Below are 21,498 nucleotides of genomic sequence, written 5' to 3'. Positions count from 1 at the left end.
CTTACTTTTTGTAGAGTACAGGATTGGTTGCAGGGTCGTTATACATCTTCATTTGGCGATAAACTTTCATAAATTTACGCCCTGCTTGAATGTCATCGAGTAACTGGTCGATAGCCGTTCCCAGATCAACTTGCTGCTCGAGTAACACGTTTAGCTTATTCTTACATCTCTTTATATGTTCTTCCGAAGCATCTGTGCGCTCTGCTTGTTCGCGCATGTGATAGATTTTCAGTGCCAATATAGACAAGCGGTCTACTGCCCAAGCTGGACTTTCGGTATTGATAGTTGCACCTTCTTGTATTTTCACGTCAGAATAGAGCTGTCGAAAGTACGAATCAATTTGCTCTACTAAATCTGTCCTGTCCTGATTAGAACGGTCTATACGACGCTTTAAACTCATTCCATCTTCTGGAGCAATGTGCGGATCGCGGATAAGATCCTCAAAATGCCACTGCACCGTATCAATCCAGCACTTCAAATACAATCTATTCTCAATTGAATCTCTCTCGTATGGATTATTTATAGGTGTGTCTACATTATCCGTGATATGGTAATCGCGGATTGCCTGATTAAAAATCTCATTACAATGGTCTGTGAATGACATATTTTTTGTTCTTTTAATTTTTCTGCAAATATAGTTCAAATAAATCACATACACAAAATAAAAACACGGCATTTTACCGGTATTGCCGTTATTGAAACAAAATATAGGTTTAATTAATGGATTAAAGTGCCTGTTAAACCGTAAGCGAAAGTATTTAATAACGCATACAATGCATACAGAATGTAGAGATTTAAAATGCTTAAACACAACACGAATAATAGAAATAAGATAGTTTCATAAGAGTATTTAGCCATCTACGAAAGGCGTGGCTGAGAAAAGTTAGGAAAACTATAAGCAGTGTTCACAGGCATTCACCATTCGGATAGATAGCTCAGATATCTATAAAAAATCGTCAGAATTTAGTTGCTCTTGTTTTAGATATCTGTCACGTTCGTCTCAGATATCTGTCGTGTTTGTCTCAGATATCTATCAGTTACGAATTAGGCATCATAAAAAACAACAACTATATGCTCTCATTTATCTATTTCGGCAAAACCATTACTAAAAAGCTATAATGCTAATTCCAACACAAAAGACATTAAATTAATTTCATTTAGCAACTAAGACTTTAAAAATAATGCATTGGCTGAATTAGAAAATAGTAGAAGTAAGGTTCTAATCATACAGCATAATGTCTTGATTTAGCGCAATATAATAGCAAAAAGTATCATTTTTATTGCACAATTATATATGTTCTGTGCAAAGTAGTATGCATTTTTGAATAAAAAATTTGCGTGTATCGAAAATTTATCTTTCCTTTGCAGCCGAATTTTATAATTTAGAAAGTTAATAATAATAATTTTAAAACTTAACAATTATGTCAGAAATTGAATCAAAGGTAAAAGCAATTATCGTGGATAAGCTCGGTGTTGACGAAGCAGAAGTAAAGCCAGAAGCAAGTTTTACAAACGATCTTGGTGCTGATTCTTTGGATACAGTAGAACTTATTATGGAGTTTGAGAAAGAATTTGGTATTTCAATTCCAGACGATAAGGCAGAAAAGATTGTTACTGTAGGCGATGCCATTGCTTATATCCAAGAGAACGCAAAGTAAGAAGATACATAAATGAAGGTTGGGAGCTTCGGCTTCCAGCTAATTTTTATCTTTACATTCACTTATTTCTTACTTAGGGTTCGTTCATTCAGAGTCTAAGACAAGAATAAGAATTAAGGAGTTAAGCCAATCGTTTTACTTATGTTTCTAAATGTATGTAGAACTAATTGCTTAACTCCTTAATTTTATATCTGAAAAGAGAGCCTTATGCGTCTCGTACTATCACGATGACAGAATTTAAACTAATAAATTAATGGAATTAAAAAGAGTAGTAGTAACAGGACTTGGTGCAGTTACTCCATTGGGAAACAACCCTGAAGAAACTTGGAAAGCAATGCTCGAAGGTAAGAGTGGCGCAGCTCCTATTACTTATTTCGATACAACTAATTTTAAAACAAAATTCGCTTGCGAAGTAAAAGGGCTAAATATAAACGATTATATCGACCGTAAAGAAGCACGTAAGCTCGACCGTTATACACAATTAGCACTCATTAGTGCCATTCAAGGTGTAGAAGATTGTGGCATCGATTTGGACAAAGTAAACAAGAATCGCATCGGTGTAGTCTACGGAGTAGGTATTGGCGGTATAAAGACTTTTGAAGAAGAAATTAGTTATTATGCTTTGCATAAAGAAGCAGGTCCAAAATTCAATCCATTCTTCATTCCTAAAATGATTGCCGACATTGCTTCTGGACACATTAGCATACGTTTCGGCTTCCATGGACCAAACTTTACAACCACATCAGCTTGTGCATCGTCTACCAATGCAATCAGTCAAGCATTCAATTTAATACGTTTGGGTAAAGCCGATATGATTGTTAGCGGTGGAGCAGAAGCAGCTATTACCGAATCAGGAGTAGGCGGTTTCAATGCAATGCACGCTCTCTCTACTCGTAACGACGACCCAGAACACGCATCTCGTCCATTTTCTGCAAGTCGCGATGGCTTCGTTATGGGCGAAGGAGCAGGTTGCTTAATTCTCGAAGAACTAGAACACGCAAAAGCTCGCGGTGCTAAAATATATGCAGAACTAGTTGGTGAAGGCGAATCTGCCGATGCATATCACATCACAGCATCTCACCCAGATGGTTTAGGAGCAAATTTAGTAATGCAAGCAGCCCTCAACGATGCAGGATTAAAGCCTGAAGACATAGACTATATAAATGTTCATGGCACATCAACCCCCGTTGGCGATGTTTCAGAAATAAAGGCTATTACGCAATTATTCGGCGATGCAGCCTACAAACTCAATATTTCGTCTACCAAAAGTATGACTGGACACTTGCTAGGAGCAGCTGGAGCTGTTGAGGCAATGGCTTGTGTACTTTCAATTCAGAACGATATTGTTCCCCCAACAATTAATCATAATGAAGAGGATAAGGACGAAGAAATTGATTACAACCTGAATTTTACGTTTAATAAAGCAGAAAAACGCGAAGTGCGTGCAGCACTTAGCAATACATTTGGCTTTGGCGGTCACAATGCTTGCGTAATATTCAAGAAATATGCTGAATAAAATTATTGATAGAATAAAGCTCCCTTTCCGCAAGGAAAAGGAGCTTTATTTGTCATTATATAATATAATAGGTGTGCTTCCGCATAATCTTTCCTTTTACAAAACAGCCCTTTTACACAAAAGTGTGGCACGAAGGAACGACAAAGGCAAACCCGTTAACAACGAACGCTTAGAGTTTTTGGGAGATGCAATTCTCGATGCTATTGTAGGAGACATTGTTTACGAACACTTTCCTGGTAAACGAGAAGGTTTTCTCACTAATACTCGTTCGAAAATAGTACAGCGCGAAACACTAAATAAGTTGGCTAACGATTTAGGAATAACGCGTTTAATTTTGTCGAGTGGACATTCTCAGTCGCACAATAGTTACCTTGGTGGCAATGCATTCGAGGCTTTAGTGGGTGCATTATATCTCGACCATGGATACACAGCCTGTATGAAGTTTATGAAGAAACAAATATTAGGCGAACTTATAAACATTGATAAAGTGGCATATAAGGAGGTAAACTTTAAGTCGAAACTCATAGAATGGACACAGAAACACAAAATTTGCCTTGAGTTTAAACCTCTTTCGTTTGGTAAAGACAAGGAAGGTAGTCCCACTTTTTCATTCCAGGTAGTATTGGAAGGTATTGCTTGTGGCGAAGGAAGCGGTTACTCCAAGAAAGAAAGTCAGCAAGAAGCGGCTAAAGTTACACTTCAATACATTCGAAAGAACACAAAGTTCGCTGATAAAATATTCAAAGCTAAACAAAAGCGTATAGCTTTAGAACAACCAGAAGACCTTAGTGTTATTGAAACAACAGAAGATAATGTATCTGTTTTGCCTCTGAAAGATGACGCAGATGATGAATCTAATACATTTACCAACATAGAAAGAGAAGATTGCTTTTCTGGTATGGTGGCAGATGAGAAAGAAAACATTATTGCTAAAGCAGAAGCAGAGGCATTCGAATAATAATAGCTATATAAAGCAGTGCAAAATAGCTTTGCAATTTACAATAAGAATATAAAATAGTGCTTTTCAAAGCTTTTAGTATCAGAATAAAGCCGTATTTTTGCACTAAAAGAATATAAATGTTATTTAGAATATGGCATTAAAATGTGGTATAGTAGGTTTGCCTAACGTTGGCAAATCTACACTTTTCAATTGTTTGAGCAGTGCCAAAGCTCAGGCAGCCAATTTTCCGTTTTGTACAATAGAACCCAACTTGGGTGTTATTACTGTTCCTGACGAGCGTTTGAACAAACTCGCTGAGATTGTTCACCCGGGGAGAATTGTACCTGCAACTTGCGAAATAGTAGACATTGCTGGTCTTGTTAAGGGAGCCAGCAAAGGCGAAGGATTGGGTAATAAGTTTCTTGGTAATATTCGCGAATGCGATGCTATCATTCATGTAATTCGTTGTTTTGAAGACGATAATATAGTTCGTGAAGGTGGGGCAGCAGTTAATCCGATTGAAGACAAGGAAATTATAGATACCGAACTCCAGCTAAAAGACCTTGAAACTATAGAATCGCAGCTTGCTAAACAGCAAAAAGTGGCTGCAGCAGGCAACAAAGATGCAAAGACTATGGTTGCTGTTCTCGAAGCTTACAAAACTGTTTTAGAGCAAGGAAAGAACGCGCGCAGTGTGCAATTCGAAACTAAAGAAGAACAACTGGCGGCTCACGACCTTTTTCTTCTTACCACAAAGCCCGTTCTTTACGTTTGCAACGTAGATGAAAACAGTGCGAAAGAGGGTAACGAATATAGCAAGCAGGTTGAGAAGATTGCTGCTGAAGAGGGTGCCGAAGCTATGATTATTGCTGCAAAGACCGAAGAAGACATTGCATCGTTGGATAGTTACGAAGACAAGAAACTCTTTCTCGACGAACTTGGGTTAGAACAAAGTGGCGTAAACCGACTGATAAAGAAGGCTTATCATCTCTTAAATCTTCAAACATTCATTACTGCTGGAGAAATGGAGGTAAAGGCATGGACATTCCATAAAGGTTGGAAGGCTCCACAATGTGCTGGAGTTATACACACTGACTTCGAAAAGGGATTCATCAGAGCAGAGGTTATTAAGTACGACGACTATCTGAAATATGGTTCAGAAGCCGCTGTTAGAGAAGCAGGAAAACTCGGCGTAGAAGGTAAAGAGTATATTGTGCAAGACGGAGACATTATGCACTTCCGTTTCAATGTATAGTTTATGGAGGAATAAAGTATGCTGAATAACTTGCTTTATATAGCCTGGCAACCCAACGAATACCTTGTGCGCATTGGCTCAGCAGGCATACGTTGGTATGGAATGTGTTGGCTGGTAGGGTTTGCTATAGCCTATTTGCTTATGCGATGGCTTTTTAAACAACACAAAATAGCTAACGAGAAGTTCGAACCAATGTTTATGTATGTTTTTCTTGGTGCATTTATAGGAGCACGCTTAGGACATTGTTTCTTTTACGAACCAAAAGAATTTTTCGACTCTTGGCAGCATTTTGTTGAAATATTCCTACCTATTAAGTTTCTTGCTGGCGGTGGCTGGAAGTTTGTTGGCTATCAAGGATTGGCATCGCACGGTGGAGTTGTAGGACTGCTTATAGCGCTTTATCTCTACATAAAACGCACTAAGCTGAACCCATGGTTAGTCCTCGACTTTATGGGTATCTGTTCTACCATTACATCGGTATTCATTCGTTTAGGAAATCTTATGAATTCGGAGATTATAGGTAGAGTTACCGATGTGCCTTGGGCGTTTATTTTTTACGATGTTGATACCTATCCGCGACACCCCGGACAACTCTATGAGGCAATTGCTTACTTTGTTTTCTTCTGGATTATATTTCTCATTTACAGGAAATATCCTAAAAAGGCTGGTACTGGTCTTTACTTTGGGCTTTGCCTTACGCTTATATTCACTTTCCGTTTCCTCATTGAATTTACAAAAGAAGTACAGGTTTCATTCGAATCGAGCTTACCTATTGATATGGGACAAATACTTAGTGTGCCGCTCATAGCACTGGGTATGTGGGCTATCATACGGTCGAAGGGGAAAGAATATAACGAATAAGGTTACTCTATAAGCAAAAAACACTTTTAAAAACAGTGCATTCGCCGTCTAGAATTCCTATTTATCTATAGGAATTCTAGATTTTTTCGTCTTTCAAATACAAACTTTTTCTATTCTAATAATGGCTCAACAGAAAGGCTGATAGGGTTCTTTGGAAAAAAGATATAGCGTTACGAACGCTACTTTTATATAACACATTGGTGAACAACATATTGGTTTCCGAGATACTATAATAACACCTAAAGTAAAATATTGCAGAATTAAAACCAAATAACTCATTAACCACAATATGCATAGTTCTTATTACTGTGGTATTGTTTCTTAACATTGTTTATTTTCTTATCGGTATCTTGTCTGTCTTTCTAACTTAACGTAGCCCGCTACGCCTACATTGCTAAGACAGACAATCTACTCAACAATAAAACAAAATATGCTTAGGCTCTAATCACAGATTTGGATTAAATAATTCGTAATCTTCAGCTAAATAATTATCTTTTAAATACGATGATGTAGAGTTATAAAGGTGGTAGTTTTTTATGATATCTAATTCGCAACTGACAGATGTCTGAAAGGAACACGACAGATATCTGTGACGAACGCAATAGATATCTGAAACGAACGCAATAGATATCTGAAACAAAAGTATCTAATATCTATCTGATTTTTCTAAGCATTTGTGATATTCCATTCGACTTGTGGGTGTATGTGGACAGACAGTAGATGCAGCTCATAAAATATCTACTCATTTTCTACCTATTTTCTATAATGCTTAAGAATACTAAGTATATATTTTCTTATTTCTTACAACAAACTTTTTTATACTATAAAAGTTATGCCTTTGCATTGCAAAACAATTGTTTTTGGTAAACGCCTCATATTCTGTACAAATCTAAAACAATAAATGCGTCAAATTATAACTAACCAAAAATTCTCTAACCAATAATCTTTAACTGTTAGTTCTTTCCTGTTCTACACCAAATTAATTTGGTAAAAGACTTGTTATACCTATTAAAATTCGTAATTTTGCAACTTGGATAGTAACGCATTGTCATATAATGAACTAAACGATAGGGTAGGGGAAGCGTCTTCGCCTTACCAGTATTATGGTTCGTAAACAACGACATCAAAATAAAACAAACATAAGAATGGAATACAACTTCACAGAGATTGAGAAGAAATGGCAGAAGAAATGGGTTGAGAACAAAACCTATAAGGTTGTTGAAGATAAGAACAAGCAAAAGTTCTATGTGCTTAATATGTTTCCATACCCATCGGGAGCAGGTCTGCACGTAGGACACCCACTCGGCTATATAGCCAGCGACATTTACGCACGATATAAGCGTTTAAAAGGTTTCAACGTGTTAAATCCAATGGGATATGATGCTTACGGACTGCCTGCCGAGCAGTATGCCATTCAAACAGGACAGCACCCATCTATTACAACCGAAAAAAATATAGCCCGTTATAGGGAACAGTTAGACAAGATAGGTTTCAGTTTCGATTGGGAGCGTGAAGTGCGTACCTGCGATCCTGAATACTACCATTGGACACAATGGGCATTCCAACGTATGTTTGATTCATACTACGACTATAATGATGGCAAAGCAAAACCTATATCTAACCTTGTTCGCCATTTTGAAGAAGAAGGAACGCTTAATCTTAACGTAGCACAAGGCGAAGAAAAAACATTCTCTGCTCGCAATTGGATAAGTATGAGCGAAAAAGAACAGCAGGAAACGCTTATGAACTATCGTATAGCATATCTTGGCGAGACTATGGTGAACTGGTGTCCTGGTTTAGGAACAGTGTTGGCAAACGATGAAGTTGTAGATGGTGTAAGCGAACGCGGAGGCTATCCGGTTGTACAAAAGAAAATGAAACAATGGTGTTTACGTGTTTCTGCATACGCACAACGGTTGTTAGACGGTTTAGAAAATGTAAACTGGACAGACTCTATGAAAGAGACACAACGCAACTGGATTGGGCGTTCGGAAGGTACGGAAGTGGTATTTAAGAGCATTACACCCACAGCCGATAATGAGGAAATAGAACACGACATTACTATCTTTACAACCCGTGCCGATACTATGTTTGGCGTAACTTTTATGGTGCTTGCTCCAGAAAGCGAATTAGTTCCAGAGCTTACAACAGCCAAACAAAAGTCAGAGGTTGAAGAATATTTAGCATACGTAAAGAAACGAACAGAGCGCGACCGTATGACCGACCGTAAAGTTACAGGTGTTTTCACAGGTTCGTATGGTATTAATCCGCTAACAGACGAGAAATTACCTATCTATATATCAGAATACGTACTCTCAGGCTATGGCACAGGTGCCATTATGGCTGTACCAGCACACGACAGTCGCGATTATGCATTTGCCAAACACTTCGGTCTTCCAATACGTCCGCTTATCGAAGGCGCTGATGTTTCAGAAGAAAGCTTCGACGCAAAAGAAGGTATCGTCATCAATAGTCCAATAAAACCAGTTGAAGGAAGTTTCTCTTTGAACGGACTTACAGTGAAAGAAGCAATAGCAACAACTAAGAAGTATGTTACAGAGAGAGGATTAGGCAAAGTGAAAGTGAACTATCGTTTACGCGATGCTATCTTCTCACGACAACGCTATTGGGGCGAACCATTCCCAGTTTATTATAAAGATGGTATGCCTTATATGGTTCCAGAAGAATGTTTACCACTCGAATTACCAGCAATAGACAAATTTGAACCTACCGAAACAGGTGAACCACCATTGGGACGAGCTAAAATATGGGCTTGGGACGAAGAGAATAAGACTATTGTAGATAAAGAATTGATAGACAATAAGACCATATTCCCATTGGAATTGAATACAATGCCGGGCTTCGCAGGTAGCTCTGCTTATTATCTTCGCTATATGGACCCACACAATAACAAGGCTTTAGTGGGAAAAGAAGCCGATGAATATTGGCAGAATGTAGACCTTTATGTAGGAGGAACAGAGCATGCAACAGGACACTTAATATACAGTCGCTTCTGGAATAAGTTCCTTTTCGACTACGGTTATAGCTGTAAAGAAGAACCATACGAGAAGTTAGTAAATCAAGGAATGATACAAGGACGTTCTAACTTTGTGTATCGCATCAATTCAGACGACCATTCTAAAGCTCCTGTATTTGTAAGTTTCGGACTGAAAGATAAATACGAAACAACACCAATCCACGTAGATGTGAATATTGTTCATGCCGATGTATTGGATATTGATGCTTTCAAAGCATGGCGACCAGAATACGAAAATGCAGAGTTTATACTCGAAGATGGTAAGTATATTTGCAGTTGGGCAGTAGAAAAAATGTCGAAGTCTATGTTCAACGTAGTCAATCCCGACGTCATTGTTGAGCAATATGGCGCAGATACTTTACGTTTGTATGAAATGTTCTTAGGTCCAGTTGAAACAAGTAAACCATGGGATACAAACGGTATAGATGGTTGTTTCCGATTCTTGAAAAAGTTTTGGAAACTGTATCAGCAAGACTTAAACGACAACGAGCCTTCTAAAGAGTCAGTAAAGAGTGTTCATAAACTTATTAAGAAGGTTTCTAACGATATAGAACAGTTCTCTTACAATACTGCAATCTCTGCTTTCATGATTTGTGTAAACGAATTAGGACAACAAAAGTGTAATAATCGTGGTCTGTTGCGCAACTTAGTTATATTAATAGCACCGTTTGCACCACACATTGCCGAAGAACTTTGGCAACATCTTGGTGAAAATAACAGCGTTTGTAACGCACAATGGCCAACATGGAACGAGGCTTATTTAACAGAAAACGAGGTTCAACTCACCATTTCTTTCAACGGGAAAGCACGCTTCCAAATGACTTTCCCTATTGATGCAAGTAAAGAAGATGTTGAAACGGCAGCATTAAACGATGAAAGAAGTAAAAAATACATAGACGGTAAAACTATTGTAAAAGTAATAGTAGTACCTAAGAAAATTGTAAACATCGTTTGCAAATAGAATAAAAGCACATTCGTTGGTTTGAAACACAGCCACGAATGTGCTAAAACACATTATTAAACTATGACAATTAATCAGCAATTAATTAGAGACGAAATAAAAGATTACATTTTACTAACTCTTGGTTTAACGCTGTATGCGGCTGCATTCACAGTGTTTCTTATGCCGTATCAAATAGTAACAGGTGGTGTTACAGGTTTATCAGCCATTATTTTCTATGCAACACAGTTTAAACTCGAAAACACTTATATGATTATCAATGTAGTATTATTGGGTGCTGCACTGAAGATATTGGGTTTAAAGTTTATGATGAAAACCATCTACGCTATTATTGTGTTATATTTTATGCTAAAGTTTGCACAACAATTAATGCCAATAGATACAAACGGACACTTCGTAAAGATATTAGGCGAAGACCAAAAGTTTATGTCGCTCATTGTGGGGTGTTGCATTACAGGTACTGGAATGGCTATGGTATTTCTAAATGGTGGTAGTATGGGTGGTACAGATATAGTTGCAGCCTGTATAAACAAATATAAAAACATTTCGTTGGGACAGGTTCTAATGGCTGTCGATATCTGTATTATTGGTAGTTGTATGCTTTTTCCACAGTTTGGAACATACATTCAGCGTTTTTATAAAGTTATTTTCGGTCTTTGCACAATGTTTATCGAATGTTCTGTACTCGATTATATAATGAATTTAAGGCGCCAATCGGTACAATTTCTCATATTTTCTAAGAAGTATGAAGAGATTGCTAATGCTATTATGCAAGAGCGCGATCGAGGAATAACCATATTAGATGGACATGGTTGGTACACTGGAAAAGATGTTAAAGTAATTTGCCTAATGGCTAAACGTAGAGAAAGCCAATCTATATTTCGTATTGTTAAGATTATAGACCCATTAGCTTTTGTCAGTCAAAGTTCTGTAATTGGTGTCTATGGGGAAGGATTCGATAAAATAAAAGTAAATACAAAGAATGCTGAGAAAGTTCTTTCGCAAGTATATCCGAATAACAAAACGGAAATAACCAACGAACAATAAAATGAAAATAGTATTTGCAACAAACAATAAACACAAGCTTATCGAAATTAAAGATATTCTTGGAAACGACTTTAATATTGTTTCGTTAAAGGATATTGGCTGCAACGTAGACATACCAGAAACTGCCGATACGCTGGAAGGAAACGCAAGTATAAAGTCGCATTATATCTACAATAATTATCATTTTAATTGCTTTGCCGATGATACAGGACTTGAAGTAGATGCACTTAACGGTGAACCTGGTGTACATTCTGCACGTTACGACGAATATACCGACCACGATAGCGAAGCAAATATGCGCAAATTGCTCCGTAAATTGGGCGATACAACGAATAGAAAAGCGCACTTCCGAACAGTAATTTCTCTAATTATTGATGGTAAAGAACATCAATTCGAAGGTAGAGTAGATGGATATATTGCTACCAAAAAATCGGGAACGGAAGGTTTTGGTTACGATCCTTTATTTATTCCAGAGGGATACGATAAGAGTTTTGCAGAACTTGGAGAAGATATTAAAAACCAAATTTCGCACAGAGCACGTGCCGTTCGTAAACTCGCTGAATATCTAAAGCAATTATAATGAGTAAAAGTTTGTCTATTCTGCTGCCCACTTACAATTGTGATTGCACTGCACTTATCAGTGAATTGCAACGACAGTGTGTTGCAGAAGGGACAAATTTCGAAATTATTGTAGCCGACGATGCATCTCCTGACAAACGGTTTATTATAAAAAACAGAACCATTTCAAACCTTGATGGCGTTCGTTATATAGAAAGAGAACAAAATGTTGGTAGGTCTGCTATTCGCAATTATCTTGTTTCGCAGTCGTCAAAGGAATGGATTTTGTTTATTGATGGAGACCTTTCGCTCAACAATGCTAAATTTATACACAACTATTTGAAAGCCGAAGGCGATGTTATTGTAGGTGGTATTAATATTGTTGAAAATGAAAAAAGATGGGGAAACAATTTAAGATACCGTTACGAACATTCTTCAAAAGAAGCTATTAGTGCCGAAAATCGCAGAAAAACACCTTATCAACATCTTAGTACTAATTTTATTGCAAACAGAAAACTAATAGGAAAAAATCCTTATAACGAAGATATAAAACAATATGGTTTCGAAGATGTGTTGCTTGGAAAACGCTTCAAAGCATTAAACGCAAAAATAAACCATATTGATAATCCTGTACTATTCAACGATTTTGAACTTAACGCAGTATTTCTTTGCAAAACCGAAGAGGCTTTACGTACACTTTCTACCTTTCAAACAGAGTTAAAAGGCTATTCTAATTTATTAAAAATAACTGGAAAGCTACAAAAAATACACATTAGCTGGATAGGAGTGTGGCTTTATAAATTTTTGCATAAATCATTAAAACACAATCTTAAAGGCAATAATCCCAGTGTTTTTTTGTTTAATATCTATAAACTTCTTTATTTCTTACATTATAATTCTATAAGGAAATGACAAAAAGAATATACATACTTATATTTACTTGCTTACTCTTCGTACTACCATTAAGTTGTTTTGCCAATGCTACAGATACATGGAAAAACTATATGGCATATAGTAATGTGCAATGGATAGAAAAAGGTGGTAATATGCTTTATGTACTTGCGTCCAACGACCTATATTCTTATAACGAAAAGGACAATAGTATTCAAACATTCGATAAAGTAAATGGACTAAACGATACCGATATTGAATTTATAGCATGGAACAATGTTGCTAAATGTTTAGTTATTGCTTATTCTGACCAAAATATAGATTTGCTCACACAAAAAGGAGAAATTATTAGCTTGTCTGATTATTACAGAAAAACTATGACAGCTAATAAAAAAATAAATAATCTATATATAGAAGGACAATATTGCTACGTTTCAACTGGATTTGGTATTTTAAAAATAAATGTTAGTAAAGCAGAAATAAGCGATACTTACAATCTTGGTTTCAATGTAAACTATACTTATATAGAAGGAAACTATATTTATGCTGCAAGTAACGAACAAGGACTTTTTCGAGCTTTGCTTTCCGATAATCTTTTAGATAGAAATAATTGGCAATGGGTAGGCAACTATGTAGCACAAAATAAAACTATTGCACCCGAATTATTAGAAAAAGTAAAAGGTTTACAACCGGGTGGTCCTAAGTATAATCGTTTTTTCTTTATGCAATATCTTAATAATCGTCTTTATACAACGGGTGGAGCATTTGAACCAGGAGCAATAGGACTGAATCAACCTGGAACAATACAGGTATTAAAGAATGGCGAATGGGATATCTATCAAGACGAATTGGATAAAATAACGGGATATTACTATCACGATATGAACTGTTTGGCAGTAGATCCAAAGAATCCTGAACATGTATTTGCAGGTGGACGAGCTGGATTATACGAATTTTTGAATGGAAAACTTAAGCGATATTTCAATAAAGATAATAGCCTTTTACGTCCTTCGGTTCATAAAGGAATTGAGCTTGGAAACGATTATGTGGTAATACAAGGATTAGTTTTCGACCGAAAAAACAATTTATGGATATTAAATAGTGGTACCAAAACTACATCTTTATTAAAGTTATCGCCAGATGGAACTATGACAGACTATTCTAAACCTCAACTTATGAATAAAGGACTTAGTTTACACGTTATGCGTCGTCCTATTCTTGATAGTCGTGGCTTAATATGGTTTGTAAATAGTCATTACGAAGCCCCTGGTTTGTTCTGTTATAATCCAGAAACCGATAAGCTAAATGTTTATAACAACTTTAAAAATCAAGATGGTTCGTCTATTATGGTTATTCAAATGCGTTGTGTTGTTGAAGATGCATATCAAAATATTTGGATTGGAACAAATGTAGGACCATTACGTCTTACTACTGAACAAATGAAAAATCCTTCTGAAGCTATTTTCGAACAAATAAAAATACCACGCAACGATGGAACAAATCTTGCCGATTATTTATTGGCTGGTGTAGATATTTCGTGTATGGCTATTGATGGTGGCGGCAGAAAATGGTTTGGTACAAACGGAAATGGTGTTTATCTTATTAGTGCCGACAATATGAAACAGGTGCAACACTTCCTAAGCGACAACAGCAAACTTATTTCAAACAATATAGAAAGTATTGCCATTAACGATAAAACTGGCGAAGTTTTCATTGGAACCGATAAAGGATTATGCTCGTATATGAGTGATGCTACAAAACCATCTGATAATCCTGGTGGAGAAGAAACTTACGCTTATCCTAATCCTGTACGTCCAAATTACACAGGATTAATAACAGTTGTTGGCTTAGCTTTTAATTCCGATGTAAAAATAGTTACCACTAATGGCGTACTTGTAGCAAAAGGTACAAGTAATGGTGGTACATTTACATGGGACGGCAACGATTTAAATGGAAAACGTGTAGCATCTGGAGTTTATATGGTGCAAACATCCGACCAAGAAGGTAATAACGGAACAGTATGCAAAATAGCAATTGTGAATTAAAACAAAATAAACGCAAACACTGGATAGACTTATTGCGAGGTTTTTGTATGGTAGCTATATTGCTCGACCATACTGAAATATATTATACAGGCGACAACATTATTGGCTACAATTATTATGTAGCCAATGTGTTAGTCGCTTTTTTCTTTCTTTCAGGCTATCTTTTCTATAAAGATACACCGTTTTCGCTGCAACTGAAACTTAAAGCCATTGCACGATACTTATTATTGCCTTATTTTATCTTCACAACCTTTATTGCAATTCCTAAAGCTTTAGCACACGGATTTGATATTCCAGAAACTTTATTCTCTGTTCTTACAGGACAAGCATCGTGGTTTATAGCGGCTCTTATTGTAGCAGAAATTGTTTTTTCCACAGTGTTATGGGCATGCAAAGGTAAAACTTGGGGATTATTAACACTTTCTCTTGTAGCATCAGTTGGTTGTTATTTTCTTTCCACACGTTATTCCAATATTTATTGGCAAATAGAAAATGCTTGTATGGCACTCCCTATCCTTTGTTTTGGCTATTTCTACCATAAGTGGGAAAATGTTTTCCACCGTTTCCACAACCTATCATCATCTTTCTTTTTATTTATACTTTTAGTAATTATAAAAGTATATGAACATACGCAAGGCATAAGTTTACTTATAGAACCTATACAAGTAAACAATTGGTATGTATTTATTTTCGATACCTTTATTTGTACCTTATTCCTTGTTAGTTTGGCTAAACAGTTAGAAAGCGTTACTTGGTTAGAATGGACAGGACGTAGAAGTATTGTTTATTATTTCTTTTCTGGTGGCATACCACTCATTGTTTCTTCTTTATTGCAACGCATCGGTATGGGTTATTCTGGCGAATACTATCGTGTTCTTATTGCTTTCCTTCTTGTTTATGCCTTTACTTCCATTATAGCGTGGGCTATTTATCGCTATTTAGGATTTATTGTTCGAAAAAATAATTGAGTACAGGAAAGAAATAAAAAAGAAAAGCAGTCGTTTGAAGAAGTTCATATTATACTTCATTAACGTACCTGCCAAATGGATTAAGACAGGAAGGAGATACGTCTTAAACCTATACACCCAAAAAGTATTATATCAAGATTTTTAAAGAATAGCTTCAAACTCTTTGCTGAATTTTATCTTCCCCATTCCCTATGGATAAGGGAACTTGTGTCCAATAACCAGCCTATTTGTGATAAGTTGAGCAAAAAATAACAAATCGAACTTTCTCGTAGGGTTAAATGAGACACAAACAAGTTTTGAAACAAACAAGGTAATTGTTTGCGGAAATAAGGTGTTATATCACCTTTACCTTCCTAATAGAGTGCTATTTTTGCAATTTTACTAATTGTCCAAAAAGATAATATAATTTATATAGGATTATAGTCTTACTGCAAGTATTGTTGAAACTTTGCTATAGAAATAGTCATGGTTTGACAATTATTTACTATCTTTGCAACAAAAACAAACATAAAACCAATGAGGGAAATCCCGATTATTGAAAATGTGTTGCGTATGAAACACGCTGAAGAAATGCTTTCGTTTTGGTTAGTTGTCCAAGAAAATGCTATAACCTCAACCGAAAATCAAGTACAAAGCGTGTATTAGAGTTGGCGAAAAACACCATGCATTAACGAAACAGAACTATAATATTATGCCTCAAATAAAATCATATAAGAAATCATTCTTAATAGGTGCTTCGCTCTTTGCAAGTGCTGGAATAGATGAACAATATTTTAAAGATGTTGGTATTAATATTGTTGCAGCTAATGAATTGTTGCCTGAACGTGCAAAACTATATCAAGCGCAATATCCAAATTCAAAAATGATTTGTGGCAATATTTTGGATAAAAAGATTTTTAATGCAATGGTAGAAGCTACACCACAAAAGTTAGATTTTTTAATAGCCTCTCCTCCGTGTCAAGGAATGAGTGTAGCAGGGAAAAACCGAACATTAAAACAAATGCTTGCAGATGAACGCAATTTCTTAGTGTTTAAAATTATTGATTTTATAAATATAAAAAATCCTGATTTTGTTTTGATAGAAAATGTACCGACATTTTTTAAAATAGAATTGCTATTTCAAGATATGCCGATGAAGATTGTAAATATACTTCAAATTTTATATGGCGCTACTTATGTTATTAAACCAGAAATATTTGATGCTTCTGAATATGGCGTTGCCCAAAAACGTACACGAGCAATTATCAAAATGCACAAGAAAGGAACAACATGGGGGGAACCTCAAAAGTTAAAACAAGTAACTGTTAGAGATGTTATTGGAGATTTGCCAAGTCTTGAAGCAGGGGAAAAATCGGATATAAAATGGCATTTTGCACGCAAACATTCAAAAAAGCATATTGAATGGATGCGTTACACGCCGACAGGAAAAACTGCTATTGATAATCCTTTACATTATCCTGTAAAAAGAGATGGAACACGAATAAATAGTTATAAAACCACATATCGTCGTATGAAATGGGACGAGCCAGCACCCACTATAACTATTCGCAATGATGCAATAAGTTCGCAGTTGAATGTACACCCTGGAAGATTGAAACCAGATGGCACTTATTCGGATGCAAGAGTGTTGACTCCTTTAGAATTGATGTTACTTTCGTCTTTGCCCCCAAATTGGAAAATTCCTGATGATACTCCTGAACTTTTGATACGCAAATGTATTGGCGAATGTATTCCGCCATTACTTATTAAACAAATTGTTTCTGAAATCAATAAATAAAAAGAATGACTCTTCAAGTTGAACATCCTAAATGGATTTTATACAGACATACGAGTGATTTTACATTATTATGTGAAGTTGCCCAAATTCTTAAATCTTATTCAAAAACCAATATAACAAAAGCAGAGAAAGAGCGACTTAATCTACGTTTACGTGAATTGGGTTTGTATAATGAACGGAATCCACAATTACCGCTTGATGCTATTAATCACAAGATAAATCAATTGTCCTATTATATGTTTGGTTATCAAGCCAAAATTGATGGAGTTGATAGATTTATGTTTAGCCCATTGGGCAATCTATTACTGAAAAATCTTAATGACAAAGAAAAGTTAGCAAAGATATTTCTAACAATGCTTTGGGCTATGCAATATCGCCACCCACACGGGGGAACTGATAAGGAGTTTCAACTTTATCCATTTAGATTGATTTACAAACTGCTTTCTGATGCAAGATTAGAAAATAAACTCTATGCTTTTGAAGTAGCTTATTCTGTTGTATTTATTAAAAATGTAACAGTGGATATTTACGAAAATCTTGTGAATCAATTACTTGGTTTACGTAAACTTTCAAACAATGACTTGGCAGTAAAATTTCAAGAAGATAGACATGCTTATGTTAATTCTGCTTATGAATGGGATTATTATGTTTCAAAACTATTTCAAAGTGCAGGAGTATTAGAGAAAAGAAATGGCGAATTGATTTGTAAGTTGCAACATGGAAATACAGCTACTTTTAGAAAGGTAACTCGCAATGTAGTTTCTATTCCTAAAAATCTTGTTTCGCTTGTGAATGAGTTAGAACAACAATATTCATATCTTGATAAACCTTTATTCCTGAATGATACAGAACGCTTACAAATAGATATTATAAAAGAAATTTATAGTTTTTATCCAGATATATTGTTATCAGCAATTGGAGAATCAAAGGAGATGAGCAAACTCCTTGAACTCCCCAAATTGATAGAGCAATATTCCAATAATCCAGAAAACGAAACGGCTTATTTATTTGAGAATATTTTGGTTGAGGGATTCAATATGTTTTATAATGTAGAAGCAAAAGGAATTGGAGGGGCAGGACATACAGATATTGAATGTTTGTATTTGACTAAAAAGAAAAAATTTGCAGTGGAAGCCAAATCAACGGCAAATAAACTATTGGGTATAAGTATAGGCAGATTGCGTGAACATCGAAAAGAGATAGGCGGAGAATATACTATTGTTGTAACGCCACGATATGTTCCAGCCACAAAACGTGATATTATAGGAACACCTATTGTTATTATTTTAGCAAGTACCTTTGCCGAATATCTTTATAATTGCATAGACCATAATGTAAGAGAAATCGATTATGAAGATTTTGATAATATTATTGTCAATAATTTGGGTAAAGATATTAGTCGTAGTATTTCCACATTAACCATTTCAAAATTTGCCGTACGTAGGAGGGAACAATGATAACTATTAGTCAAGAAGATAATATGCAATTGATGTCAAGATACCCTGATGGATATTTTGACCTTGCTATTGTAGACCCACCATATGGGATTCTCAATAAAACGCCACGTGGGGGAGACCATAAATTTAATAAAAGTGAATATGGTCAATGGGATATAAAGCCTAGCAATGAATATTTTAAGGAGTTGTTTCGTGTTTCCAAAAATCAAATCATTTGGGGAGGAAACTATTTTGGACAATTGTGGGCAAGAAGTGAGTATAATAAAGGATTTATTATTTGGGATAAAAATCAACCAGAATCATTGAATAATTTTTCTATGGCAGAAATGGCATGGTCATCGCTCGACCGTCCCTCAAAGATTTTTCATTTCAGCGTGCGTAAGAATAGAAACAAAATACATCCTACGCAGAAACCTGTTGAATTATACGAATGGCTACTGAATATGTATGCAAAGCCAACAGATAAGATATTAGACACACATTTAGGAAGCGGAACAATAGCTATTGCGTGTTATCATGCAGGAATAGACCTTACAGCCTGTGAAATAAGTAAAGAATATTTTTTAAAAGCATTAGGAAAAATTAAAGAAGTTATTCCTGAAGAAGCGATAGAATTTCAAGAAAACAATTTCTCAATTACAGAATAATAAGGACTGCGAGTTGTGTAAAATATAATGATATATGTGCTTTAGATTTTAAAAAACTATTGTTTTGTCAAAAAAGCAATAGGTTTTGCCGTGTAAATGATATATTATTGCATGAGCCATTCCCCTTCATTCGGGCGGTTTAGTTTTATTTGCAAAGATAACAAAAAAAAGAAGTGAATGCAATAATTTGGGCAAAAAAGTTAAGCCATGTGAATTATTTGCAACAATCTGTGGTTTTATATAAAGTCTTAATTATCAGATGCCCATAGTAGTAGTGGTTTCCTATTCGATTTACTTACAATGTTTTGGAGAACTTTGAAAGTAGAATTATTTATAACAAAGCACCCAAGGCTAACATTCCCAAAAGGGGCTGGCAAATATAAATTAGAACACCAATCAACTTCCTTTCTTGGGTGAATAAGAATGCCTCTTTTGGTGGAATTTTTCACGTAATAGATGTCTTTTACGTCTAAAAATTATAGATAATATTAAGTTCGATACCGAGAGAAAATTAAACTTTGCATTATCAAAATAATGTTTTAAATGAAAGATTTTATAAATTTGTACATACTTGTTGAAAACAACAGTAGGAATAATAATAACAGACTCATAAAATATGGAAACTATCTTTAATGTTATCGCTTCTAATTTAGCCAATAAAATGCCTTTTAAGTCTCTTTTTAAAGAACTTGGAGATGCAAATATAAATTCAGAACAAAAGTTGAAATATCTAATGTTTTCAGCTTATTGTTTTTACTTTGATGGTGATATAACACACACGAAAGAAATTCTATCTGATTTAGTTAATTACAGTTTTGATGGCGATTATAATAAATGGACTTGGATAGAAGGAGCCATTATGCTACAGCTGTATCTTGATAACTTTAATAATATAGAATTAAAGAATAAAGTTCTTGCAACCTTAGATTATGGCAACGATGAGTTGAAAAATAAAATAAAGAAAAAAGCTTTTGCAAGAAGAGCTAATGGGCTGTTATTGCATACAGATGAAATGTCTTCTTTAGTAAACAATAAAGAAGTAGACTTTTTAAAACTAATACCCTATTTCAGCGAACTTATTTTTATAAAGTCGTTTGGAAATGGAGAAAAATTTAAGGAAGAAGAATTGACGATTAACCTTACTTCTTTAGAGCAAAAGGTTAAATCTGTAATATCATTATACAGATAAAAATAGTATTGTTTTGAGAAAAATAATTATGATTAAAGAAAACATTTTAGTATCTCACAATCAAATTATAGTTCGTTCTATTCCATTTAATAATGACATTCAAAAATGGACGGAAGAAACTCTTGAAAGAGGAATATTGTGGAATAAAAACTATGTAATTTTAGACCCATTAGTTGATGAATCTTTTGGAAGTTGGTTTTTTATAGAAGAAAAAGATATATTACTACCTTGCGAAGATTCTATTAGGGCTGCCATTATTCCTTTTGAGGTAACCAATGTTTGTGATTTTAGTATAAATACAGTTTCGGAATCCGTTAGATTATATAAAGATACCACCAAAGATATAATTCAAGAAAAGGAAAAGGGAAATTATTATCCGCTGAATACATTAAATGAATATAACTTCGAAAAAGGTAATTATAGTATGTTATTTGAAATCTGTATGGGAAAACCTTTAGAAAGTATTGAAGAAGATGAGGTTTACTATAAGTTCACTTTTAAAAAGGAAGATAATACTATATTTAAAGTCTTAAAAGACGACCCTTATGGCTGGAATAAACAGATGAATCTGTAATAAAATAAAAAGTGTAATGGATATTAGCAATATACTCCAATCGAATTAAAAAATAAAATATAATTTGTTTACAACTATTCGGAACGCATAATAATAAAATGGCTTGAAATTTATAAT

Annotated in this window: 18 protein-coding genes; 17 read left to right on the top strand and 1 reads right to left on the bottom strand. The window is 35.1% G+C overall.

The annotated features are described in order from the left end of the window. Nucleotide 1: 1 nt before the first annotated feature. Nucleotides 2–604: a DUF4254 domain-containing protein gene (locus HMPREF9144_RS01215; RefSeq protein ID WP_006043970.1), complete on the bottom strand. Its 603-nt coding sequence runs from the start codon at nt 602–604 to the stop codon at nt 2–4. Between the two features lie 817 nt (nt 605–1,421). On the opposite strand from HMPREF9144_RS01215, the gene HMPREF9144_RS01210 reads away from it, so the two are divergent. The 17 genes from HMPREF9144_RS01210 (at nt 1,422) to comJ (ending at nt 21,381) form a co-directional block, all read left to right on the top strand. After that, nucleotides 1,422–1,658 carry an acyl carrier protein gene (locus tag HMPREF9144_RS01210; protein WP_006043969.1) on the top strand — a complete coding sequence of 79 codons (237 nt, stop codon included), beginning with the start codon at nt 1,422–1,424 and terminating at the stop codon, nt 1,656–1,658. A 253-nt stretch (nt 1,659–1,911) separates the two neighbouring features. Next, on the top strand, nt 1,912–3,174 hold the full coding sequence (gene fabF, locus HMPREF9144_RS01205; protein ID WP_006043968.1) for a beta-ketoacyl-ACP synthase II: 1,263 nt from the start codon (nt 1,912–1,914) through the stop codon (nt 3,172–3,174). Beyond that, a complete protein-coding gene (rnc, locus tag HMPREF9144_RS01200) occupies nt 3,164–4,132 on the top strand; it encodes a ribonuclease III (protein ID WP_006043967.1) in 969 nt (322 codons plus the stop codon). Before fabF ends, rnc begins: the two co-directional genes overlap by 11 nt. Before the next feature lie 133 nt (nt 4,133–4,265). Beyond that, nucleotides 4,266–5,369, top strand: a complete 1,104-nt coding sequence (ychF, locus tag HMPREF9144_RS01195) for a redox-regulated ATPase YchF (RefSeq protein WP_006043966.1) — start codon at nt 4,266–4,268, stop codon at nt 5,367–5,369. A gap of 18 nt (nt 5,370–5,387) precedes the next feature. Next, on the top strand, nt 5,388–6,230 hold the full coding sequence (gene lgt, locus HMPREF9144_RS01190) for a prolipoprotein diacylglyceryl transferase (RefSeq protein WP_006043965.1): 843 nt from the start codon (nt 5,388–5,390) through the stop codon (nt 6,228–6,230). A gap of 1,145 nt (nt 6,231–7,375) precedes the next feature. Further along, nucleotides 7,376–10,228: a leucine--tRNA ligase gene (gene leuS, locus HMPREF9144_RS01185; protein ID WP_040595460.1), complete on the top strand. Its 2,853-nt coding sequence runs from the start codon at nt 7,376–7,378 to the stop codon at nt 10,226–10,228. A 63-nt stretch (nt 10,229–10,291) separates the two neighbouring features. Further along, on the top strand, nt 10,292–11,275 hold the full coding sequence (locus HMPREF9144_RS01180; protein WP_006043962.1) for a YitT family protein: 984 nt from the start codon (nt 10,292–10,294) through the stop codon (nt 11,273–11,275). 1 nt (nt 11,276) lies between these two features. Then, nucleotides 11,277–11,855 (top strand): non-canonical purine NTP diphosphatase, encoded by a 579-nt coding sequence (locus HMPREF9144_RS01175; protein ID WP_006043961.1) that lies wholly within the window; start codon nt 11,277–11,279, stop codon nt 11,853–11,855. Then, nucleotides 11,855–12,745 (top strand): glycosyltransferase family 2 protein, encoded by an 891-nt coding sequence (locus HMPREF9144_RS01170; RefSeq protein WP_006043960.1) that lies wholly within the window; start codon nt 11,855–11,857, stop codon nt 12,743–12,745. The genes HMPREF9144_RS01175 and HMPREF9144_RS01170 overlap by 1 nt, the downstream gene beginning before the upstream one ends. Further along, nucleotides 12,742–14,769, top strand: coding sequence for a type IX secretion system anionic LPS delivery protein PorZ (porZ, locus tag HMPREF9144_RS01165; RefSeq protein WP_006043959.1), 2,028 nt, complete (start codon nt 12,742–12,744; stop codon nt 14,767–14,769). Before HMPREF9144_RS01170 ends, porZ begins: the two co-directional genes overlap by 4 nt. Further along, nucleotides 14,745–15,737, top strand: coding sequence for an acyltransferase family protein (locus HMPREF9144_RS01160; protein WP_006043958.1), 993 nt, complete (start codon nt 14,745–14,747; stop codon nt 15,735–15,737). The genes porZ and HMPREF9144_RS01160 overlap by 25 nt, the downstream gene beginning before the upstream one ends. A 516-nt stretch (nt 15,738–16,253) precedes the next feature. Beyond that, on the top strand, nt 16,254–16,382 hold the full coding sequence (locus tag HMPREF9144_RS13735) for a hypothetical protein (protein WP_006043957.1): 129 nt from the start codon (nt 16,254–16,256) through the stop codon (nt 16,380–16,382). Nucleotides 16,383–16,428: 46 nt separating this feature from the next. Then, nucleotides 16,429–17,514, top strand: a complete 1,086-nt coding sequence (gene dcm, locus HMPREF9144_RS01155; protein WP_006043956.1) for a DNA (cytosine-5-)-methyltransferase — start codon at nt 16,429–16,431, stop codon at nt 17,512–17,514. Between the two features lie 5 nt (nt 17,515–17,519). After that, nucleotides 17,520–18,971, top strand: a complete 1,452-nt coding sequence (locus HMPREF9144_RS01150) for a hypothetical protein (protein ID WP_006043955.1) — start codon at nt 17,520–17,522, stop codon at nt 18,969–18,971. Next, nucleotides 18,968–19,618, top strand: coding sequence for a DNA methyltransferase (locus tag HMPREF9144_RS01145; RefSeq protein WP_006043954.1), 651 nt, complete (start codon nt 18,968–18,970; stop codon nt 19,616–19,618). The genes HMPREF9144_RS01150 and HMPREF9144_RS01145 overlap by 4 nt, the downstream gene beginning before the upstream one ends. A 616-nt stretch (nt 19,619–20,234) precedes the next feature. Further along, nucleotides 20,235–20,807, top strand: a complete 573-nt coding sequence (locus HMPREF9144_RS01140) for a DUF6707 family protein (RefSeq protein WP_006043953.1) — start codon at nt 20,235–20,237, stop codon at nt 20,805–20,807. Nucleotides 20,808–20,835: 28 nt separating this feature from the next. Beyond that, nucleotides 20,836–21,381 (top strand): competence protein ComJ, encoded by a 546-nt coding sequence (comJ, locus tag HMPREF9144_RS01135; protein ID WP_006043952.1) that lies wholly within the window; start codon nt 20,836–20,838, stop codon nt 21,379–21,381. The last annotated feature ends 117 nt before the right edge of the window (nt 21,382–21,498 follow it).

Source organism: Prevotella pallens ATCC 700821, from assembly GCF_000220255.1.
GTDB lineage: Bacteria > Bacteroidota > Bacteroidia > Bacteroidales > Bacteroidaceae > Prevotella > Prevotella pallens.
The sequence above is the reverse complement of the archived record's forward strand: the minus strand, read 5'-3'. Positions and strand labels throughout refer to the sequence as shown.